Annotated in this window: 12 protein-coding genes; 4 read left to right on the forward strand and 8 right to left on the reverse strand. The window is 41.9% G+C overall.

Annotation, left to right across the window (positions count from 1 at the left end; translation table 11 throughout):
- Positions 1–85 precede the first annotated feature (85 nt).
- The 4 genes from MRK00_00235 to MRK00_00250 are packed head-to-tail and all read left to right on the forward strand — an operon-like array spanning position 86 to position 4,488.
- On the forward strand, positions 86–1,018 hold the full coding sequence (locus tag MRK00_00235) for a hypothetical protein (GenBank protein ID MDR4515822.1): 933 nt from the start codon (positions 86–88) through the stop codon (positions 1,016–1,018).
- Positions 1,015–2,145: a DGQHR domain-containing protein gene (locus MRK00_00240; protein ID MDR4515823.1), complete on the forward strand. Its 1,131-nt coding sequence runs from the start codon at positions 1,015–1,017 to the stop codon at positions 2,143–2,145. The genes MRK00_00235 and MRK00_00240 overlap by 4 nt, the downstream gene beginning before the upstream one ends.
- Entirely contained in the window at positions 2,142–3,413 is a 1,272-nt protein-coding gene (locus MRK00_00245) for a hypothetical protein (GenBank protein MDR4515824.1), read from the forward strand. Before MRK00_00240 ends, MRK00_00245 begins: the two co-directional genes overlap by 4 nt.
- A 16-nt stretch (positions 3,414–3,429) precedes the next feature.
- Positions 3,430–4,488, forward strand: coding sequence for a DGQHR domain-containing protein (locus MRK00_00250; GenBank protein ID MDR4515825.1), 1,059 nt, complete (start codon positions 3,430–3,432; stop codon positions 4,486–4,488).
- Between the two features lie 10 nt (positions 4,489–4,498).
- Here the strand turns inward: MRK00_00250 and MRK00_00255 are convergent, their stop codons facing one another.
- From MRK00_00255 to MRK00_00290, 8 genes are read right to left on the reverse strand one after another with little or no spacing between them, the layout of a single operon-like run.
- Positions 4,499–6,778: a hypothetical protein gene (locus MRK00_00255; GenBank protein MDR4515826.1), complete on the reverse strand. Its 2,280-nt coding sequence runs from the start codon at positions 6,776–6,778 to the stop codon at positions 4,499–4,501.
- Positions 6,775–7,308, reverse strand: a complete 534-nt coding sequence (locus MRK00_00260; protein MDR4515827.1) for a phospholipase D family protein — start codon at positions 7,306–7,308, stop codon at positions 6,775–6,777. The genes MRK00_00255 and MRK00_00260 overlap by 4 nt, the downstream gene beginning before the upstream one ends.
- Positions 7,305–11,831 carry a DEAD/DEAH box helicase gene (locus MRK00_00265; protein MDR4515828.1) on the reverse strand — a complete coding sequence of 1,509 codons (4,527 nt, stop codon included), beginning with the start codon at positions 11,829–11,831 and terminating at the stop codon, positions 7,305–7,307. The genes MRK00_00260 and MRK00_00265 overlap by 4 nt, the downstream gene beginning before the upstream one ends.
- A gap of 6 nt (positions 11,832–11,837) precedes the next feature.
- Entirely contained in the window at positions 11,838–12,548 is a 711-nt protein-coding gene (locus tag MRK00_00270) for a hypothetical protein (GenBank protein MDR4515829.1), read from the reverse strand.
- On the reverse strand, positions 12,549–15,680 hold the full coding sequence (locus tag MRK00_00275) for an ATP-binding protein (protein MDR4515830.1): 3,132 nt from the start codon (positions 15,678–15,680) through the stop codon (positions 12,549–12,551).
- Positions 15,677–16,579 carry a hypothetical protein gene (locus MRK00_00280; protein ID MDR4515831.1) on the reverse strand — a complete coding sequence of 301 codons (903 nt, stop codon included), beginning with the start codon at positions 16,577–16,579 and terminating at the stop codon, positions 15,677–15,679. The genes MRK00_00275 and MRK00_00280 overlap by 4 nt, the downstream gene beginning before the upstream one ends.
- Complete coding sequence (locus tag MRK00_00285) at positions 16,576–19,137, reverse strand: DEAD/DEAH box helicase (protein MDR4515832.1); 2,562 nt, start codon at positions 19,135–19,137, stop codon at positions 16,576–16,578. The genes MRK00_00280 and MRK00_00285 overlap by 4 nt, the downstream gene beginning before the upstream one ends.
- A 6-nt stretch (positions 19,138–19,143) precedes the next feature.
- Positions 19,144–21,078, reverse strand: coding sequence for an SWF/SNF helicase family protein (locus tag MRK00_00290; protein ID MDR4515833.1), 1,935 nt, complete (start codon positions 21,076–21,078; stop codon positions 19,144–19,146).
- Positions 21,079–21,205 lie beyond the last annotated feature (127 nt).

The following is a 21,205-nucleotide window of genomic DNA, read 5'->3' on the forward strand; positions in this document are numbered from 1 at the left end:
TTATTTATAAATATTTAATTGAATACAGATCAATAACTGTAGTAGTATTTGCAGAATAGTTATCAAATAACTGCAAATATACGATATGAATATAGTTCTAACAAACTGTTCTAATAGAAAAAAAGGAACGACCACACCAAAATTAACCATAAATAGCATTATTCCAGGCCCGGTAGATTATGTATCAGAGCAATGGCTTAGTTTATTAAAAAAAACATCTCCGGCGAATCATGCTAGAGAAGTATATTGCGGCAGAAGTTATCGGGAAGCTGAAGCAAGTGCATCCATTCTTAATTGTCCACTATATGTGGTTTCTGCAGGTCTTGGCATTGTCAATTCTGATCATTTGATACCTGTGTATAACTTAACGACAATATCAGGAACAACCGGCTCAATTCTTACTAAAATTACAGATGATCCTTCTTCAAAAGCGTGGTGGTCAAGAATAACAAGAGAAAATCCGTTTGGTTCTTCTCTTGGTGACATTCTTGCGCAGTATTCAGGAGGGCTAGTTTTAGTTGCTTTGCCACGTCAATACATTGAACTCCTACAAGAAGAATTGATGAATTTAACAACCAAACAACAGAAGAAATTACGTTTTTTTGGAAAATCATCAACCGGATTACCTGATTCTCTTATTGAGAATTGGATGCCCTACGATGACAGATTAGACAGTGTAGGATTTTCTTTCAGTGGAACACAAACTGATTTTGCTCAACGCGCGCTTCGTCATTTTGTAACTGAGATACTTGGCCAACACGAGAATGAAGACGCATATATACACCGATCTTTAGTCTTGAACTTTCTATCTCCGATAACCAGAAAAAAATCTCCCAAACGCCAGCGCACTGATGACAATGGAATCCATAAAGCAATTTTTGAGAACTGGGAAAATGGAAAAGGACAATCATCTAAGTTATTGCGAATTATTCGACGCGAATTAGGAATTGCTTGTGAGCAAACGCGCTTTCGAAATATCTATTACTCTGTTAAGAAAATGATGGAGAATACACCATGAAGAGACAGAACAATAAAAATGAAATAGTAGTTCGTGCTCTACGAACTCACCAGGGCAATGGAATTGAGGTTTTCGCATTTTTTACCTATGGCTCAGAAATAACAAAAATTGCTGATATAACCCGCATTACTCGTGATAACGGTGATGAACTAAAAGGTTTTCAACGGAATGAGATTAAGAATCACGTCAAATCAATTATTAATTATTTAAATAGCGAAAAAGTGCTTTTCCCAAATGCAATTATACTTGCGCTCGGAAAAGGTGTGGAGTTCCGACAATCAAGAGGCCCAACTCCAGCTAATCTCATGGACGTAGCTCAAAGTGGCAATCTAACTATACCAATCCTCCCAGAAGGACGAAGAGTTGCTTGGATTGTTGATGGTCAACAACGCTCTCTAGCACTATCCAAGGCAAAAAGTAATCGTATCCCAGTTCCCGTAATCGCTTTTATCTCTCCAGATATTGAAACTCAGCGCGAACAATTCATATTAGTCAATAAAGCAAAGCCACTACCAACGCGATTAATCAATGAACTTTTGCCCGAAGTAGATGCATTACTTCCCCGAGATCTCGCAAGTCGGAAACTACCTAGCGAATTATGTAACTTACTTAACAAAGACCCAAAATCTCCCTTTTACCAACTTATTCGCCGCGAATCAAACGCTCATAGTGAGCATGGTGTTGTAGTTGACAGTGCTATTTTGGATAGCATCAAAAGAAATCTTCGCTCTCCCATGGGTGCATTAAGCCAATATAAGAATTCTTTTTATTCAGATCCCGATGCTATGTATCAAACACTACTTATGTACTGGTCAACTGTGCGAGATACTTTTCATGAAGCGTGGGGTAAACCACCAACTGAGAGTCGTCTTATGCACTCAGCAGGAATTAAGGTAATGGGGGCTTTAATGGATCAAATCATGCTACGCGCCGATTCAACATCTCACCCCGAAGCAGAGATCCGCACTTCACTTGCCCGTCTAGTTCCCCACTGTAGATGGACTGAAGGGATTTGGGAAGAACTTAACTGGCGCTGGAACGAAATTCAAAGTACTACTCAACATATTTCACGCTTAAGTGAGTATTTAATACGTCTCGACAGAGAACTGTCAAGGCCAACAAGATGAAATTCATATTTAGTGATAGCTTGGATATGGTCGATCCAGCCTTCAATTTTATTGAGGATCGATACGCACCTAATCGTTACCCCTATTGGGACGATGTCTATCCTCATGAACTTTTTGGAACCCCACCTTATGACGGCATGCTTGTCTCCAAAGCAATCGTGGGAGACTACCGAGTCAAAGGAAAATACAATGAATCTCAAGCAATGCGTTTTTACCGTGTAGGAGCACGTGAGTATTTGCGCCTTAATAAACCTAAATATGACACGATGCCTATCTTTGGTGACTGTGGGGCATTTTCATATGCGCAAGCCGAAATTCCTCCATATTCACCAGAAGAAATAGTTGAGTTCTACAATTCCTGTAACTTTACACACGGTTGCTCAGTTGATCACATCATCTTTGATTATTCTGAAAATTATATTGGCCTTGAAGGCGGATCTGAGGATGCTAAACTAAGGTTTGATATTACATTAGAAAATGCAAACACATTTTTAAAAGCCCATCGTGCTCAACAAAGCCAATTCGTCCCACTTGGGGTTATTCAGGGGTGGTCTCCAGGTAGTATTGCTGAAGCATCGCGTCAACTCTGTGCGATGGGATATGATTATCTGGCCGTAGGAGGACTGGTTCCCCTGAATACATCACAAATCCATAAGATTGTTCAGTCAATTCGAGATTCAGTACCCCAAAGCACTCGCCTCCACCTTCTCGGTTTTGCGAAGGCAGACGTAATTGCAGAATTTATTCCCTACAACATCACGAGTTTTGATACAACATCCCCTCTAATACGTGCCTTCAAGGATGAAAAGAAGAATTACTATATTTTAAATGGATTAGGGGAATTAGATTATTCTACCGCTATTCGCGTTCCTCAGGCCACAGAAAACACTCGTCTCCAGAGAGCTGTGAAGGAGGGCAAAATTAATCAAGAGGAGTTACAGATTCTTGAAGCAAAATCTTTGACAATGTTACGAGCTTTTGATCGTGGACATGTTTCAATTAATGAAACTCTAGAAGCCGTGATTTCTTACAATATATTTCTCGAATCATCTTTTCACGATAACACTACAGAGCGTGAAAAACTGGCAAAGAAATTGGAGCCACTTTACCGCAATACACTCGAAGCCCAAGGGTGGAAAGACTGTAAATGCCCAATCTGCAAACAAATAGGGATCGAAGTGATTATTTTTAGAGGTAGTAATCGCAATCGTCGTAGAGGCATGCACAATCTTTTTGTATATCACAAACGCATTCAGCAACTGCAATAAATAAAAAGGATTATCGATGTCTAAACTCACTTTCTCGGCTATTCGCGCTCCTCAAAGTACTGAGCACATAGTAATGTGTTTCACGGCAACTGCGTTGGAAATCAACACTTTCGCTACAATTGAGAGAATCGCCCGAGATAGCGAAGGACACTTAAGCGGATTCCAGCGCCCCCAAATTGCATCTCACATTCAGGAGATTAAGGATTATCTGACGCGGGATGACGCAGTATTGCCCAACCCAATTGTCGTGGCTTTCACAGATAATGTAGAAGTCCAAGAAATGAACGATCATATTGTACAAATTACTATTAATGTCGAAAACGGCCCTCCAGGGTTGGTCGTAGATGGACAGCAACGCTTGTCAGCTTTTAAGCTGATCCCTGACAAAAACTTTAAGATCTTTGTCTCCGCATTATTATGCAAAAACGATGCAGAATTACGTCGTCAGTTTGTGCTGATAAACAATACACGGCCTTTACCAAAATCATTAATTTATGAACTTTTACCCACTGTAGAAGGACTTCCACACCGTTTTTCATCACGTTCTTTCGCTGCAGACCTTACTTCTCGCCTCAATTATGATTCGTCATCATCTCTAAAAGGAATGATTCGCCAACATACCAACCCCAGTGGGATTATTAGTGATACCGCTATCCAGAAAGTCGTCATGAACTCACTTCACGATGGAATTTTACGAGAATTTATACGTAGTCCTGAAGGTGCTGAAAAGAGCTTCCGAATCATATCGGAATTCTATAGAGCAGTCAGTCTTGTTTTTAAAGATGCTTGGGATGGACATAAACCAAAAACCTCGAGACTTGTTCATGGTGCCGGTATTGTTGCAATGGGCTACGTAATGGAACTACTTGCTCTCAACCTTGGTTCGCGAACATGGGAAGACTTCCAGAAAGGATTGGCACCAATCGTTGAAAAAACAGCCTGGACTAGTGGTATATGGAATTTTGGACAAGGTGATCAGAGAGCTTGGAATTCAATCCAGAATACACCTAGCGATGCTTCTGCCCTCGCGCATTACTTAATGCGAATAATGCGTGATTCACTAAGAACACGATGATCTTTCCACATCAACAAAACATAAGACTATCTAGTACACCCTTAACAATACTCGCGGTGCCTTTCCCTGTCGGCATAATTATGTCGCGTTCTTTACGGGAATCCTTAACGCAATAATAAGCTTGATGTTTACTGCTTTTCCAGGCAAATACGAACAAATCTGCATTCTTCGCAAGTGAAACCAGACGATCAGTTGCAACACCGTCATTGTTTGTCTCAACTCGAACTCCCGGAAAGTATTTTTGCAAGATAAGCTTAGCACGTTGACCTGCGCCTTCCGTAAGAGTGTAAATACCAATTAACCCCGTAAACTCAGTCGACATAGCATGCTTATGGCTATCAATTTCATTGTCACTAGGCGGCGGTAACGATTCGAGAATATTGACGCAACCGTAGTCCTTTGCAAGAAACTCAAGGACATCTCGCTGTGTTGCAGTTACTCGATGGGGAAATGAACTAACTATAGAAAGTACTTTCGAAAAAAACTGCAAGCGCAATTTGCCGCCATCTTGAGCCGGATACAATACTAAAAGTTCGGATGCATTAAGTGCCCAATCAAGATGAATCGGGGAGTTATTCGCTGAAATGATTTCGCATAAATCCTCAATGCTCTCTTGATACACTGGAAGCTCTGGCCCTGTAGCAAATAGTGCAAGGACGAGTGACGAAACAATCTCGAGTTCATCTGGAGAAAGTGCGCCACTCCATCCGAGACTTTTAATGAGGTTTACATAGATCGGTGTAAACGCCCGACAAGCTTGGTTTTGTCTCTCAATGAAAAACTCAACAAGATATGAGAATGTCTGGCGATAAATTTCCTCTTGTTCTCCACTTGCATTACCGATTAGTTGCGCTAATTTGTTACATCGATCATTGTCGTTGCAATAGTCATCAATACTCCATTTGGTAACATTCTCTTCGAGAACGGCAATTGCCGAAGTTAATGTCATGCCATTCGCTACTTCTTGAGCCCAACCAATCCAACCCGAATCTATCTCTGATGAATTAGATGATTGAGCAATAGCCAGTCGAAGACTTTCAAAGCGTGAATGGTCCTTCGGAGTGAATCTAGCTAAAACATCTTCAGGTATAGCATCCAATGCATCGAGAACTTTTTGATTAACATCGATAGAATCTAACTCTGTAGCACAACGAAGCAATGCACTGTAAGCCCAGTACTGTGGAAGTAATTCAAAACAAAGTTGAGATGCAGTGACATAATCCTCATCTGCAATCGCCTGACGTGCACGTTCTAGAGGGGTTACCTCAATTTCTGTCGGTTTATCGTTCGCCTTTTCTTGTAATAAGCCAACCCAATGATCTATTAGATTACGACCCTCCGCACTTTCCGGATAAGCAGCAAGAACCGAATTACACTTTTTAACATTCGGTTCATCCTTTACCAACTCAAACAACAAAAAAGCCCTAAGGACAGTTGTATGGCGTATTCCCTTTCGATCTTTAAACAGCGAACCAAATGAACGGGAAATATTTTGTTTAAACCCAGCAATAATCTCGTCGACGTTAAGATTTGTTTCAATCGGTCTGATATACGTCTCATAAAGTGAATCAACCACATCAACTAACGTTTGTCTCGGAAGATCCAGATCAACAATGGAAGAAATCAATGATTGGCTTCTAGCTAATTCCTCCTTGCGACCTAATCCAGCAAGGAAACGCACTTCAAGATATTTCTTTTGCTCAGCATCTACACGACCTGAGTCAATCAACTCATCTAGAAATTCTTGAGCATGTTTAGCGTTCCCTGCTAACAATGCCAAATCAAAGTCGCGCCTTATTTTTCCAAAAGACCTTTGCGTCCTGTTCGGTATAGTTGGACGCCGAGAAAGAAGATCACGATACAGAGACAAAGACTGATCAATTTTTTGATAATTATTAGGTTCCACACTACTAAACCGTATAACGCGATTACCAAAACGTTCTTTTAATGCCAACTCTGGTTCACTGGTATCTGATAATTCCCAAGATTCACCACTGAAATCACTATAACTCGGCCCAATAAAACTATTAATTTCATCTATTAATTGACAAAACATTTGATCGTCGATGGCCATTCCATACCAGGCTATGGGGCCATTAGGGCCATATAATGGCAGTACTAATGGTCGATCAATTACTGGTGAGTTTATAAGTTTTATCCAAGGCATAACCCTGTCTAAATCTGCTATTGCAGTTTGACCAGATTCAATACTTTGCCATGACAGTTGGTTTTTTCCAGAAAAAAACCTTGTTAACCACTTCAACTCTTGGGGAGGGATAGTGATGCTCATAAGTCTTCAAGATAGATATTAAATTCTAACCGCGACTTTGCAATGTCTTCTGGATCAATAGAAAATTGAATCCATTCATCATTCATCTCAAGGCCGTTATAAGTAAGATTCATAGACCCAGTCAACAGGCTATTAGAAAGCAATATTCCTTTCGTATGTAATTGTTCTTGTAATTTAATTGTCAATTCACTTTCAAGGGCGAATTGTTCTGTCATATCTTTTAATTTATTAATAAAAGGTGTATTTGTTTCTGTGTCACGAGTAACCATTACCACTTGGCTTCCCCTCGCCATTAGTGCGAGCAATACATCTATCAAGCGAATTTCTCTTCTACTCCATTCGGGGTTCAACGTATCAAAATTGCCAGAACGATTATCAATTAGAACGACATTACTAATCCAAGGTGATACGATCCAAATTTTTTCTCCTGCACGTAGCATTTCACCCACAAACATCATTTGAAGCAATTCACGAAGTGCTGCTACTCCTGTATGCTGGCTCTTAAAAATACGACGATAAAGGACTTTCATTGCACTGCCTCAAGAAGTTCTATATCAACCTCCAGTAGGTCGTTTGTCTTCCTCATTCCTTGTAATTTTGCAAATGCTTTCAAATAACCAGAATCAATCGGATTTGTAATGAATGTATGAAGAGCTGAACCTAATTTGACGCGATTTACGTCAAGGCATGTCAAAGTGACTAATCGGCCTTGAACCAAAAACTCGATAGCCTTTTCCAACCAGTTATTGTCATTATCTACTGACACCAATTCACGATCATCTTTAATAGTATCTATAACTAATAGGCGTTCTATTGGTGGCAATTCGACAAACTGATTCCAAATTTGTAATGCGGATTGTCTAATCGCTCTGCCTCGGGGCCATAACAATCCACAAATGGCACTCATTCGCCAAGCCGATCTGTCCTGACCAGGTAAAATACCAATTTCATTAACAACGTGGTCAATATCTGCTGTTTGACTTAGCCAATAACAAAGCACTCTTGAATCAATTTCCAGACCTAATCGCGCCTCTTCCTCTTGCCATCGTTGAATAGCAGACGATAGATAATCATCAGATGCTGAACTCGCTCCGGGTCTTAAAATACGGTTTCCCATTGAAACTAAGAAACCGTGAAATGGTGAGAATCCATCATTTACTAGAGTTAGCCTTAATTTATGTACTGCTTTGGTTAATTGTTCATGGTTTGATATTTCCCTAACTTTCCTAACCATACTCCGCGTTTCGGAAACTGAATCATCGTTTGCCAGAAGATGAATCAACTTGGTCAATTGGTAGTCAATTAATTCGAATTCTCCCATCTCAAGCGAAACACGAACCATTGAAAAGAAGTGACGAGGGTCTTCTGCATATCGACGCATGAACTCTTCAACATGCCCGCACCCTCCAGGACTTTTCTCTGTAATCCATATTTCTTTAAAATTATTGAGAGGAGCAAAATGTCCATGAACTTCAGGCCCTCTGTCTAGATCGATTGATAGATCATCTAAATTGATAGTTGGACAAAGATCTCCTATAGTTTTCATCAGAGCAGAACCTAGAGTGCAATGATAGACATCTCGCAACCATGGTTCCCATTCTTCAGAAATAGGTTCCCAAAGATATCTCGCTAATTTTTCCAATTCCTTAAGAATGTCAGCGCGAGTAAGCAATTCATCAATATCCTGTCGTAAGCGATCTTGGCCCCAGGTTTCGGAACCCTCCTCGGTATCGATTACCTGAGACTGAAAAAGAATTGCTAAAACTTGAGATAGGTTAATATTGGCAGTTCCCGAAAGCACTGATTGAATTGCAACGGAAAGATCACTATTCGTCTCTATCGCCTCGTATGTAATTGCTGATAAAAAAACCTGTGCTAACCACTCACGCATGAATGGGCTACCTATATTGGCTAAGACTTTGCCACGCCATGTGGCATCAAAGTATCGAGTAGTTCTTAATGCACGCCACTTAGCAGAAGAACCTTCGGCAATGGAATAAAGACGATCTGGTAAGACTACCTGAAATACCACACCATCCGCATAGAACGCAGCACCAAGTGCAACTGACTCCTCCTCAAATGTAAAATCAAGATTTAATCTAATCTTTTCCCCAGGCCCAATCCCTACCTCAGTCGATGAACCCGTTGCGAAACGCCGTACTTCAATAGGTGCATGGCGGGAATGAGTAAAAAATCCCAATTGAGGAATGAGCGTATTCCACACACTACCACTAGGTGGCTTCAACCAAATTGCCTGACCGAACGGAACAAATTGAGAAACCCAATTAAGGTGAGCTTGAGAACTGTCTGCAATGTTTTCGGTAGGAGTGGAGGGTCTCAGAACCGTAGGCCTGAAAACAGGAACTTCGATTTTGGCACTACCCTTCCAGTAAGCATATTTTCCGAGTGGGATATATTGGCCAAAATCAGCGATTGCTAGGGTTGAATACGCTAGTCCGGAAAGAGCTTCTTGTGACGGAGAAATCCAATATCGCTCAGTACGATACCGAACCCCAAACCTTCTACTGACGCGTCCCGGCGCAAATTCGCGCAAAGCCGCAAAAACTGGCATTGCACCCTGATCTTCTTGATTACTTCGTGGAAGCTCGATTTTAACCTCTGCCAAATTAAGATCAGCGAATAAAGTCGCAGGAATAAAATCAGGCAATGGGTTATTGCGGATCTGGAAATCTTGCCCTAATTGACCTTTAAAACTCCACTCTGACGACAATCTGCGAAGTGCGGTTGGTATGACCATTGTCATAATTGGACGAGGGTATTCCCATAAAAGGGCAGAAATCTCATCACTTTGCATTTTCAAAGCAAAACGCAGATGAGTTTCAAGTTTTTTGGTACTGTTTTCTGACTCAAGGATGGACCTCAGTTCCTTTATTAACCGACTAACCCTATTATCTTTTGTGGGTTCCGACAAGTCTCTCCAAACGCTTCCCGATGAAGCATCCTGAAGTTTTTGCCCTAAATAGTCGATTGTAGAATAGACTGCTTGCATCCTTGTGATATATCGGTTAGAAAGTGGCAGCGTCCTCGCCGGCAATTCAGGATCGAAAAGTATATCGTAGCCCTGATAAGCGATTCTGTCGCGACCGTAATCTGACAATACAATTGCAGTCCACGGTCGCATTCCACGAGTACGACCAGCTCGGCCTTTACGCTGAAGGAATCCCGCCATTCCTCTAGGTGCCTTGTGTTGAACTACTGCTCCGACACTGGGATCATCAAACCCCACTTCTAACGCAGCAGTAGCCACTACGATATCTGCTCTTTGATCAACACCTCTATCTTGCGAACTGACGCGCTCGATAAATAATCGATTGCCGAGTTCATGCCCCAATCCCTCACACATTCGCCAATCCTGGCCATCTCGATATCGCGACAATGATATTCCAAGTCGCCGAAGTACTGCCAGTCCACCATTAGGAGCATTCCGCATATCAGGGTGTTGGTTACTGGCTCTACCTTCAGCACTGAGTAAATCAAAGTAAAGTCGGTTCGTCACATCAAGATCGTCAGTAAACACAAATGATCGTTGACCAAATAAACCTCCACTCACTGAGTCTTTTACACTTGCAGTCCTTGGGTCAAGACAACGCTGCAATAACATCGAAGTTTGAATGGTAGTAGATAGCAGAGCAGTACGCGAGACAGGATCACCTCTCAAGGCTATCATGTATTCAGCACCTTCTGATTCGATTTCATTGGTACGCGGCGAAATTTCTTCAACATTAGTCTCCCAAACGCCTGTCAGAGATGCGAAGAATGCCGGAGCCTCTCGCAATGTAGCTGAAAGCCCGACAAACCGTAAAGGTTGTTCAACCAAATGAGCCCAACGCCTCATCAAATAAGCAACTTGAGCCCCGTGCCTACCTTCATAAGTATGTACTTCGTCTAAAAGTACTAATTCAGGTGGTCTTTGTGCCTTTGCACCTATTCCAAATAGGTGATTCAGTGAGTTATCAGACAGACGCTGGTTCAGCATTTCGGTTGTCGTAAACAAAATGTCTGGTGGACATTGCTTAAGCGACTTTCGTGTCAACGGAAACACGTCTCCCTTAATATCCCACCCGCAGTCTTTACACTTCAGTCGCTCTTTGCCAAGGCTATAATCAGCTTCTTGCCAATGCATTTCACCATTACACATCACGCATTGCAGAGAAGGACAAATAAAGTTATTGCCAGTCTTTTTCCAGTTGCACCATCGAATGTCAACTGGGGTATCGCTGTATAGTGCACCAACTCGAACAGCAACATCTTTTAAAGATTTGGTTATACCAATCGATCGGCCAATAACCTCGCGTAGTTGATCTTTAAGGAGTTCTGAACGTGGATAAAGTGCAACCGTTTTTACCCAGGTTAATGCGTCCCCGCTGAGATGATGTCGAACAATCGAAGCAAGCGCGGGCAAATAGAACGCCAAAGTTTTTCCGCTACCGGTTCCAGAGCAAACAATTGTTGCTAATGCTGCCTTATTTTCTATACCTCGCAGAATCCTTTCCGCCGCCCTGACCTGAAATCCAGAAAGCAAAATATCTTTTTTACCTGTCTCAAGTATCGCTTTAATGCCAGTCAAGATCGACACATTATCAGCAACTAACTTTATTCGTTCCAAAATTTCATTTCGAGTAACATCCCGCTTAGGATATTGCCTACGACGTCGCTGAAAACGAAAGTCCGCAACCAACGTAGGAGCTTCCTGCCAACCATTTGGACTACGACCGTGTTTTGGAAACAATTGACGCAATCTTTGGAGAAGGCGAACAGTTTCCGCCATACGTGATCGATATCCAATCTCACTAGCAGGATTTTCAACCTCTACCAATAGCTTACATTTAAGAAGTGCAGTTATAACTTCGTCCGTGTCAAGAAACTCGTCAAACCCTGATTCAAGCGCCGAATCAATTAGCGGGGAAATAAGATCTGATAATTCATCACGCTGAAATAAACCATCAACAATACCCCATACTAATAGTTTGGATTCTTTTTGTTCGATGCAATCTAAAACGTTGGACAGGAAAGTTTGGCGTAATTCAGGCATGGTTAATTAAATTTGTTTAGCGCGGACTACATAATTCACTAGTGAGTTGTTACTACGCAACCAATCAATAACGTCGGGGGTAAGCATTTCGAGACTAGCACCGCCAGTCCCAATTGCTTGAAAGAATTTACTGACAGTACTTGGCACATCTTCCTGAAACTCTATTTGAGCTAATTGTTCAGATAGTTCCCTAAGATCTTTAAATTCTTCTGAATTACTCGGAATGTTTGAACGATATTCAATGAATTCTTTATACAGCGTTTTATACCTTTCTAAGGCCTTATTGTTTTCTGGAGTTGGTGCCAATTGTACACCACGCTGATTTGGTGGTAATCCGCCGAAAAAATTACTTGCGAAGAAAGCTCTCCAATCATTGACCTGTGCTTCACCAATTTTTGTTGTAACTACTTCCAACTTCTTTTTTAGGCTAGTCCACCGTATGCCCTTTAACGTATTTGATTTGGGTGCTTCTTGAAAACTCTTCAAGACATTTCTAACCGTTTCAACCGCAGAGTTAACATCAGACACTGTAGATAGTTTAACTCCTTGGCTGGATAGTAGTTGGGCATTCGATGCGAGTTGCTTTATTGGATTGGCCAGTTGATCAATTTCCTTTCGAAGTCCATCCAAAGTCATTGCTTCATCCACTCCTTCCCTTGCTTCTCGAACCTTCTTTAATCGATTCACTATCGCTCGAGCCTTAACTAGCATCACCATTTACTTTCCTCCTTCCTTCAAGATAAGTAAGTCTGCAATTAAGCAATCAAATGTCTCTGTCAATTCCTTTGCCTTTTCATTAGGACTGATTCCTTGATATTGCGACTCGAGAACCTGTGCATAGCTATCTGCTGCTCGCATGACTTTACTTGCGGCATTCAAAAAACGGTCTGCAGTCAGCAATGGCGAAAGTTGGAGTTTCGCTGTACGCATAATCTTCTTCGTATGCGATAGATCATCATCTTCTTTTTTCTCAAATTCATGTAAACCAGAAAGACTGCTCTTAATTGCGGCAGCACGGAACTCCTCACACAAATTCATAAAGTCCATTGGTGACATTCCAATCTCGTTAGAAGACCATGCCCCCATTTCCTTGAGTGTTGTCGCCAACTCCTTAAATGTACTTAGCAGAGTCTGTTTATCAAATTCATTTCCAAGTTCAGTAAAAATTGAGCTTTGGATTTTGTTAGCATCTTGTAGCAATAGGTTAAGCCGAGCCCCAACTTTTGCATCACTCATGTTTTGCAAAACTGTCTTTAACTCAGATGAAAAACCTTGAATATTGTCATAAACAATACTGTCACCATCCCGGGGGTAATCTTCCACTAAGCGGACCATATCAATCCCATACGCTGTCTTCCCCGTTCCCTGAAAGCACCCGTTTGTATCAAGTAGGAATTGCCGTAATTGTGGCCTGATTTCGGTGGCTTTATTTTGTAAAGTTAGCCATTCTTTAAACGACCCAGGAGCAGTATTTGACACGCTTTCAATCCCTTCAAAATAGCCGAACAGAAAAGAAGAAAGCGCCGCTGGCGTGCTCCCTCGCTCACTGATTCCTAGTAACCGACTATTTGCTGCCAAGATGAGTATTGCAGACTGGTTGTGTTTTTTTACTGAAGTACGGACAATTTCAAGTGCATCCGACATAAGACGCTCGACTAAATTGGAAATACGGGCAAGGTCTTCATCCATACCTTCATAGCCTGTACTGCATTTATATACTTCGATATAGCGCAAAAGTGCCAGTAACTCACCACGTAAACGACCATCAGGGTCGTCACTACTCATAGCTATCTTAATGGCGTTAGCTGAAACATTGCCCTCACCACCTGCATTAGGAATTGAAAATGTATTAGGTTTAATTTCGTTAAGTTTTAGGCATCGCTCAGCATTCCAGTCGATACGCTGATTGATCAAAGTTGCCAGTGCCTTTCGGATTTCATTAGCAACTTTTTGATCCAATCTTTTACCATCCTGAACCCATTCTTCCAACGCCGTCTTATAAGCATGGATTTTTTGTTCCTGATCGGAAGTGGTCTCGTGAGTAGTCGTCTCGGTTGTTTTTTCTGTGGTATCGATCGGGTTTGAAATCGGTGGAATGTAATCAATATCGGGTTGAGGCAAGCCAAAAATCTCAAAAACCTCCTTAGGAATACACCCTATTTCAGATCGAGTTTTGGGGTCATTTCCCCAGATAGTCACTAAACGCTCATAGCGATTTTTTCGGTCTTCAGTTTCATGCAATGATGCCAACCATTGGGCAACATCCGCAGAAGCCCTCCTTGTTTTGATACCAGGGGGCGGAAATTGTCCATTAACAAAGGCATCTCGGCCCACCATTAAGACCTCCCGAATAATATTTTTGATGACATAGCGTGGATTGAAGATTAAGACATTACCTGAAGTCAAAGTGATGCGTGCAAGAAATTCAATAGCCGCTTCAGTGAACGGAAAAAGCGGTACGTTCTCGATATAGCCGAAAGCATTTAGCGTCTTGTTGTCTTCATCACTTCCATCAGAATAAACACCTGGCGACCAGAGCAAATTGCCTGATTCATCCGTTATGTTTGCTTGTTGATAGTATTTTTTTAATGTAGTCTCACCGTGTCGCGCTGCATTTAAATATGATGCTACAAGTGCCTTTATGCGCCTTAAGGTTTCGGCTTCCGACTCAAGTTGACTCTCAACCACCCATTCGCGCCCTGCACGGGTAGCCAATGTATCTCTGCCCGCCAGATAGCCATCAGTTACGGCAATGGCAGAACGTATCGTGGCAAACTCTTTACCTTTACTGGTTTCGCCTTCCTGGATCAGCACTTTGGCAAGAGTATCTTGAATTCCTACCAAGGCGGCAAAATCTTCCACCAAAATAACCAACTCCCTGTTGCCTATCAAAAGCAGACGCCGGATCTCCAAAATAACTTCAGCAAGGGTCATGCCCCCCAGAGACTGGTTTAATTGATAGAGTTGTCGGGTTGCTTTATCAACTACTTCATTTAGCACGCTGACAGCGACAGACTTTCCTCGCCCTTCTTGTGCATTAAGATTTAGTTGACAGTACCTTGCAACTTGTTTGTTAGCCTGCCCAAGGTCAATGCCACTCAGATCGAGATCATCCTCCTTAAATTGTGAGTCTGTCGGATCAATCTCTTTCATCTCTCCCACTTCCGCCGCTACGCCTCTGACTGATCGCTGAATGATCCGGGGAAACACTTTCTCAGTAAAATGCCTTACTGTTTCAGCATCAGCCATCAGTTTTGGCAAGTCCACTGCATGAGCAAAGCGTTCTTTAAGCAAAGTATTTGACGTATCATGAGCAAGGCTTTGCCTTAAGTTTAAAGCATACTCATTTAGAACGATCGCCAATTCAGCTTGAAACCGTATAACTGCTTCATGCAATGGCACATCTGCCAAAGCCTTAGTAAATTCCCTCTTCACTCCGTCATATTTTGGGTCTTGGAGTGGGTCCGCCTCGAGAATTAACTCCACAATACGCCGTAGACTTGCGCTCTTAGGTATCCGAATAATTAGATAACGGTGTGCGTCTGGCAGGCGACGCAAACGGGCGTCGAGTATGCGGATAAGGTGTGATTTACCGACGCCCGAAGCCCCGGTAATGGGTAGGACATGACTTCCGGAAGGAGCATCGGCAACAAAATAACTGATGAGTTCATTTTCTGTAGCTGGTGTTTTGCTACCAGGCATGACTTTGCCATCCGGACCAACTCTTGAATACGACAAAGGAAACTGCTGATGTACAGCAAGCAACACTTCGTCAGAAGAGTTCTCAGCTTCAGCCTTAATACATCTATTAATTTCATCTAAAGAAGGCCAATAATTCACGAGACTCATGCACGCACTCCATTCCAGACAACGGATTCGAAACCTATCCACGTACGGTACATTCGGCCAGTTAACCGCAAACTGCTACCGGTGTCAGCCCGACCTTTCAACTTGATCTCACCATTTAAATCTAGGCGCCGTAAAGCAAAAGAGAGCGACATTGATAAATGCCCATCGCTCGGTTTTCGCCAATTCGCCGTATTCAAGTTGCTTTCAATCTCACTGCGATAAACGCCCTTATCGAAGATCGGTAACTGTGTGCTAAGCGCAGTTAAAAAATCGTTTGCAGATAATTCGTGTTGTGTTTCAAAAATTAAAGGGAGTTCATCCCTAATGGCTACCGTCGGGTCAATCTGAAAAGAAGCGCTATCGCCAGAAGCAAAACCTAAATACCTTGCCCAGAAACGTAAATTCGTCCAGCGAGTATCATTTTGGACGATCTTTTTGTCTCCAGTTACCTGTAGGTTTTCAAGGTTTTCTGCACCACCACTCCATGTCGTTGGAAGCGTGTATAAATCTTGTGCGAGCAACCAGGCAATGCCCCTAACAAAATCACCTGCAGGTGCTGCAGACTCCCCCCAGAATGGAAAAGCATTCTTCTCTTCTAGGATTAAACTACGGCAAAATGTGGGTAGCTTAGAGGTAAAGTTATCTAAATCGTCCTTTTTAAATTTCGCAAATCTATCATCTAAAGAAATACAGTTATCCTTCTCTGTGAAGAGTCCTAGTTGAGTCCAACGTAACAATGCTCCACGTAATCGGGTTGAAACTGACGTATCAGAGATTATGTCAGGGAAGCATATCTGCAAAAGATCATCAGCATCAACCTTGCCTAGATAAGCCACAGTACGAAATAAAACAATCAACTCAGGATGCAATCCGTCACTAGTGTTATTGAGAATGGTCATTGTGTAATTACTGCAAGAAGTTGTTCGAGTCGTGCCGAGTTTGTCGCCGTATCGGCAATTAAACGATGTGAATAGTTTGGGTCTGGTGTATTTGATGGATAGAATACCCAGTGTGCTGGACGTTGCATAAACAATAATTTATTTATTTGTTGTGATGTCACGCGTTCATCAAAAACAGTCACTCTTGCCAAAGGCGAGTAGGGTTCTTCATCCAATTGTCCAAGTTCGCGATGAATAACTAAGCCACTACGCGCATGCTGATATAACTTCCTCCAATCAGCAAGTTTGGCAAGATCGGAAGATTGATCCACACTAAGTTCGTTAACGTTGCATTCAATGACCAACCATTTAACTAAGATCACAAAGGAAGACAATGGTGTTCCGGGTTCATAGAACACGGCAAGAAATTTAGGGTCAAGGTGCGGGAATGTTGATTTCCAACTTGATAAATCAAGCTGAGATAGATTGTAGATGGGTACAGCAATAGGAACGTGATATTGGTCTTTCCTGCTATCGCTGAAACGGTCAACGGGACAACCACCACAGACTTGAGTCACACTAACTGGCCAATACGCGGAATTATTACGATACAAATCATTAAGAATCTCAGAAACTTCCTTCTCTCCATTGAGAAGAGATTGCATTAACTTAAGATTTCTAATACCTGCATTTAAGGTTTTCTGACGAGAGTTTGAAACAACATCTTCCCATACGCTTTCCAAACAATGATCATTTCGAAAAAGACGAATTCGCATAATCGCAAGATCAGTTATTGCAGATGTATAGGAGTCAGCATCATTTTCTACACTTTGCATACTGTTTGGCTCGACATCAAGCTCCAGAAACCCGGCACGAGACATGAGTATTAGCGTCCGCAAATTCCATTTCAGATTCTCTCCAAAACCGCTGCTCATTCCCTGTCTTAATGCTGTAAGATCTATCCTAATAAGGTCGCCTTGGCTTGTGTAATTTTTTCTGCTTTCGTAAAGTGCATGCCAACGAGCCAGTCCAAGTTCATTAGAAATAAGTCTTGGATTTGCCATGTTCTCGGTTAATACCCAGTCTACGTCCTCATAAACAAGTAAGCTAATCGAAGGCATACCATCACGCCCGCCACGACCCACCTCCTGATAAAAACGGTCTAATGTTTCGGGTATCGTGGCATGAATAATGGTACGAACATCTGATTTATCGATGCCGACGCCAAAAGCAGATGTGGCGACAATACCGTCCAATTTATTGCTGACCCAGTCCGCAATAATGTTCTTGCGGTCCTGGCCATGTGTGCCACCATCAAACCTCTGAATCCTCTTTAACCCAGCATTTTGTAAGGTCTGATGCCATAAGGTCGCGTCTTCTCGAGTAGTCACATAAAGAATAAATGGACGAGGTGCATGCCTTAAGGCTTCTAAAATGTATTCGTGTTTCTCTGATCGAGATTGTGCTTTATAAAACCAATATTGCGGTTCAGGTCGCAAATGCACAGCTGCAACCATTTGAACTCGTTCAGGAGGACCAAAAAGTTTTGTTAGCGTGTCAATGGTTTCTGGAGTGAATGTGGCACTTAACAGTAAGGTACGAAAAAGCGGGAGTTTTGCTTGGTTTAGTTTTCGACGCAAACTATTGCGTAAGCCTGCTAAGACTTGAAATTCGGGGCGGAATTCATCTCCCCACTGTGTAATTAAATGGGCCTCATCTATAACAATATAACTAAGCATACCAGTTTGGGTTACTTCAAAAACCGTTCTTAGCAGCGATGTCGTTAGCGCCTCCGGTGAGGTAAATAATATTCTTTGCGTCCCCTCGAGCATACGGCGGCGTATCTCGGAGCGATCACTTTCCGGCATACCCCCATACCATGCTAGAGGCCATGCTTGAGTAAATGTTTTTGATTTCAAGAAATATTGTTTCATCTGCCTTTCTTGATCTATAGCAAGAGCAACTGTCGGCACAACAAATAAGGTTAAATGCCCATCTTGATGATGAATCAAAGCGGGCGCTTGTCCAACTAAACTCTTTCCCGAACCCGTAGGCAGATTGACGATTAAAGTGTCACCAGGAGGAATCAAAAATGCGGCACGAATTGCTTCGCGCTGCCCAGGACTTGAGTAATATTCATATCCCGTTACGTCAGTGATAAAAGGATCAGCTAGACAACTTCCATCTTCCCTGACAGTTTTATTCGAAAATGCATCGGTAAACACTCCAACGCTCCCACCATCCAACCATGTTGGGTTCCATAATGCTGCAGAGAGTAAGAAAGAATTTTCCACTCTCATAGCTGAAATACCGTGTGAACCCCATTCTGCTTCTGAAGGCCAAACTGAATCCGCAGGAACACGTAAGCTCTTTTCACATCCCGAGTTGATAGATTCTCTAAGCAAAATATGTCGGATCAATGGCTGAAGATCAGATTTTTGCAACATTTCCGTGCTGACAAACACTTTTAGGATCTGAAGGATTCTCTCCATGAGGGCATCGTTAGTGGTCAATTCAGAAACTTGTGGTGATGGCCACTGCAAAACAACTTCTTGGAGTTTAGAGAAATCAAAAATCATATGTCACTATGGATAATTAGCTGACATAGGAAACGATTTGTCGGATAAAATCACGACACCCACCACGTCTATTTTCACAATCGGATTCTTAATCCCCTGATACAGTGCCTGGTTAAGCTTGGTTTCTAGCTCTAACTGACTACGCTCAGACTCTGCTTCAATGCCATCAAGCATGCGAATACGGGTCGCTAATTGGGCTTCCCGAATCTCGTCTTCTATTCGGGCCCGTTCGATTGCAATTTTCTTTGTTTCAGCCAAACTTGGTCTAGCCAACAGAATTGCTTTTGCGTGGTCACGCATACGGGCACAACGTTCTGCCCAATTTGCAAAAGTGTCAGGCAAAGCTTCCATTAAAGAAAGGAATCTCAATGTTTTAAGATTAGTATCTATATAATGATCATCTTTTCCAAATTTGTCATACGGCAGTTCCAGATACTTTTCAATAAACTCTTTTGGTGGTTCATCACCTTCCTCATCAATCCATATCTTTACAATAATTGGAGAAAAAAGTGAGTCCATCCGTCTAGAAATGGCTGCGCGAGCAGTATCAGTTAATGTTATAGGCGCAGATGCAAGAATCGATTTGGCTTCGTCAAGTTCTCCCTCAACTAAAAAATCGAAGCAAAAATACATCCTACTCTCAATTTTAGTTAGACCTTTTTGAAACTGCCGCCACATAGCAAAACTCCGGCCACGATCGTCAAGGTCCGAAAATGATTTTAAGGTTTCGATAAAATCATCTCCGTATCGTAATAATCGGGTACCAGTTTTAACTGCTGAAGAACGTCGCGAACAATGGGGAAATGTTAGTGGTTGCGAAGGAGTCGAACGATGGTCCTCATAATCAAGGCCCCCTAAAAAACTATCCATAAAACCCGATAGTGGAATCAAAGTAGCTTGTCCACCATGACCTGGGACTTGATACTGAAACCTAAATGGAAGATCTAGTCTTTCTTCCAGGTTTTTTCTGGATTCAGGTAGTTGGTTAAATCGTAATGTATCACAAGCCCAATAAAGCGTTGAGCGACGAATATCTTTCCATTCTGAGTCGATATCAAAAAGGCTTTCAAAATCACTTTCAATTACCGGAGACAACTCATCCAATCCATCTTGTTGGTCAATGAGTTTTAACTCTTTTTCAACAATCCCATCTTTCCCTTTTAGTTGAGTTACCCAAGATTCGATGGCTTCAACGCCCTCTGAAAAAATTACACTCCTAATCTGCTGCAATTGATCATCAACCAAATACTGCAAACTAGATATAGACCGATCAAATACACCTAGTGCACTATCAAGTAATGACAACCAATTCTTCTGATATTTTGATCCTTCATCAAGAAACACAAGTGATTGAATTCCATCACCTGATCCATATCGATCAACACGGCCAATTCGCTGTTCAATTCGATTGGGTTCAATTGGGAAATCAAAGTGAATCATTATTTTTTTTCCACCTTGGAGATTTATACCTTCCTCAGCTGCTTGATCACAAACAATTACCCTTGTTGAATTATCAAAAATGAACTTAGCGCAGGATGTTTGTTCATCATCAACATCGGCATCATCAACAATACCCCCTTCATGCCGTACAATAATGTCATTAAACTCACTGGTTAATCGATCAAATACCTCATCGGCAGTCATTTTATGAGAACAAAAAATTACAATTTTTACCTTACTTGATAACAATGTCGATAGTTCACGAGTAAGGCAATCAAGCCGACAGTTTAACCACTGATGTCTATCAGTCAATCTTGCTAAGTCTTGAAGTAATTGTTTTTCGCCCTCGAATGAAAGTTCGGGAGTGTTACGAATAGATGTCAGGCGCGTCTCAGTTATTGAAGTAACATCACCTGGATTAGTAAAGAGGGCACTTATCAATTGCCAAAAAAAATTGATTCTTTCAACTATTGGCACTTGATATTGCTCGGGATCGGACATCAAAGTTGCTCCGACACGCCACTGTTCTATTAGTGATTCTATCCTCTCCAATTGAGTTTCTGTAACAAAAACTGTGTGAACTCCTGTCCTATTTGGAGTTAACCCTCTTACCTGTTTACGTCTATTT

The sequence above is a fragment of the Nitrosomonas sp. genome, from assembly GCA_031316255.1.
GTDB lineage: Bacteria > Pseudomonadota > Gammaproteobacteria > Burkholderiales > Nitrosomonadaceae > Nitrosomonas.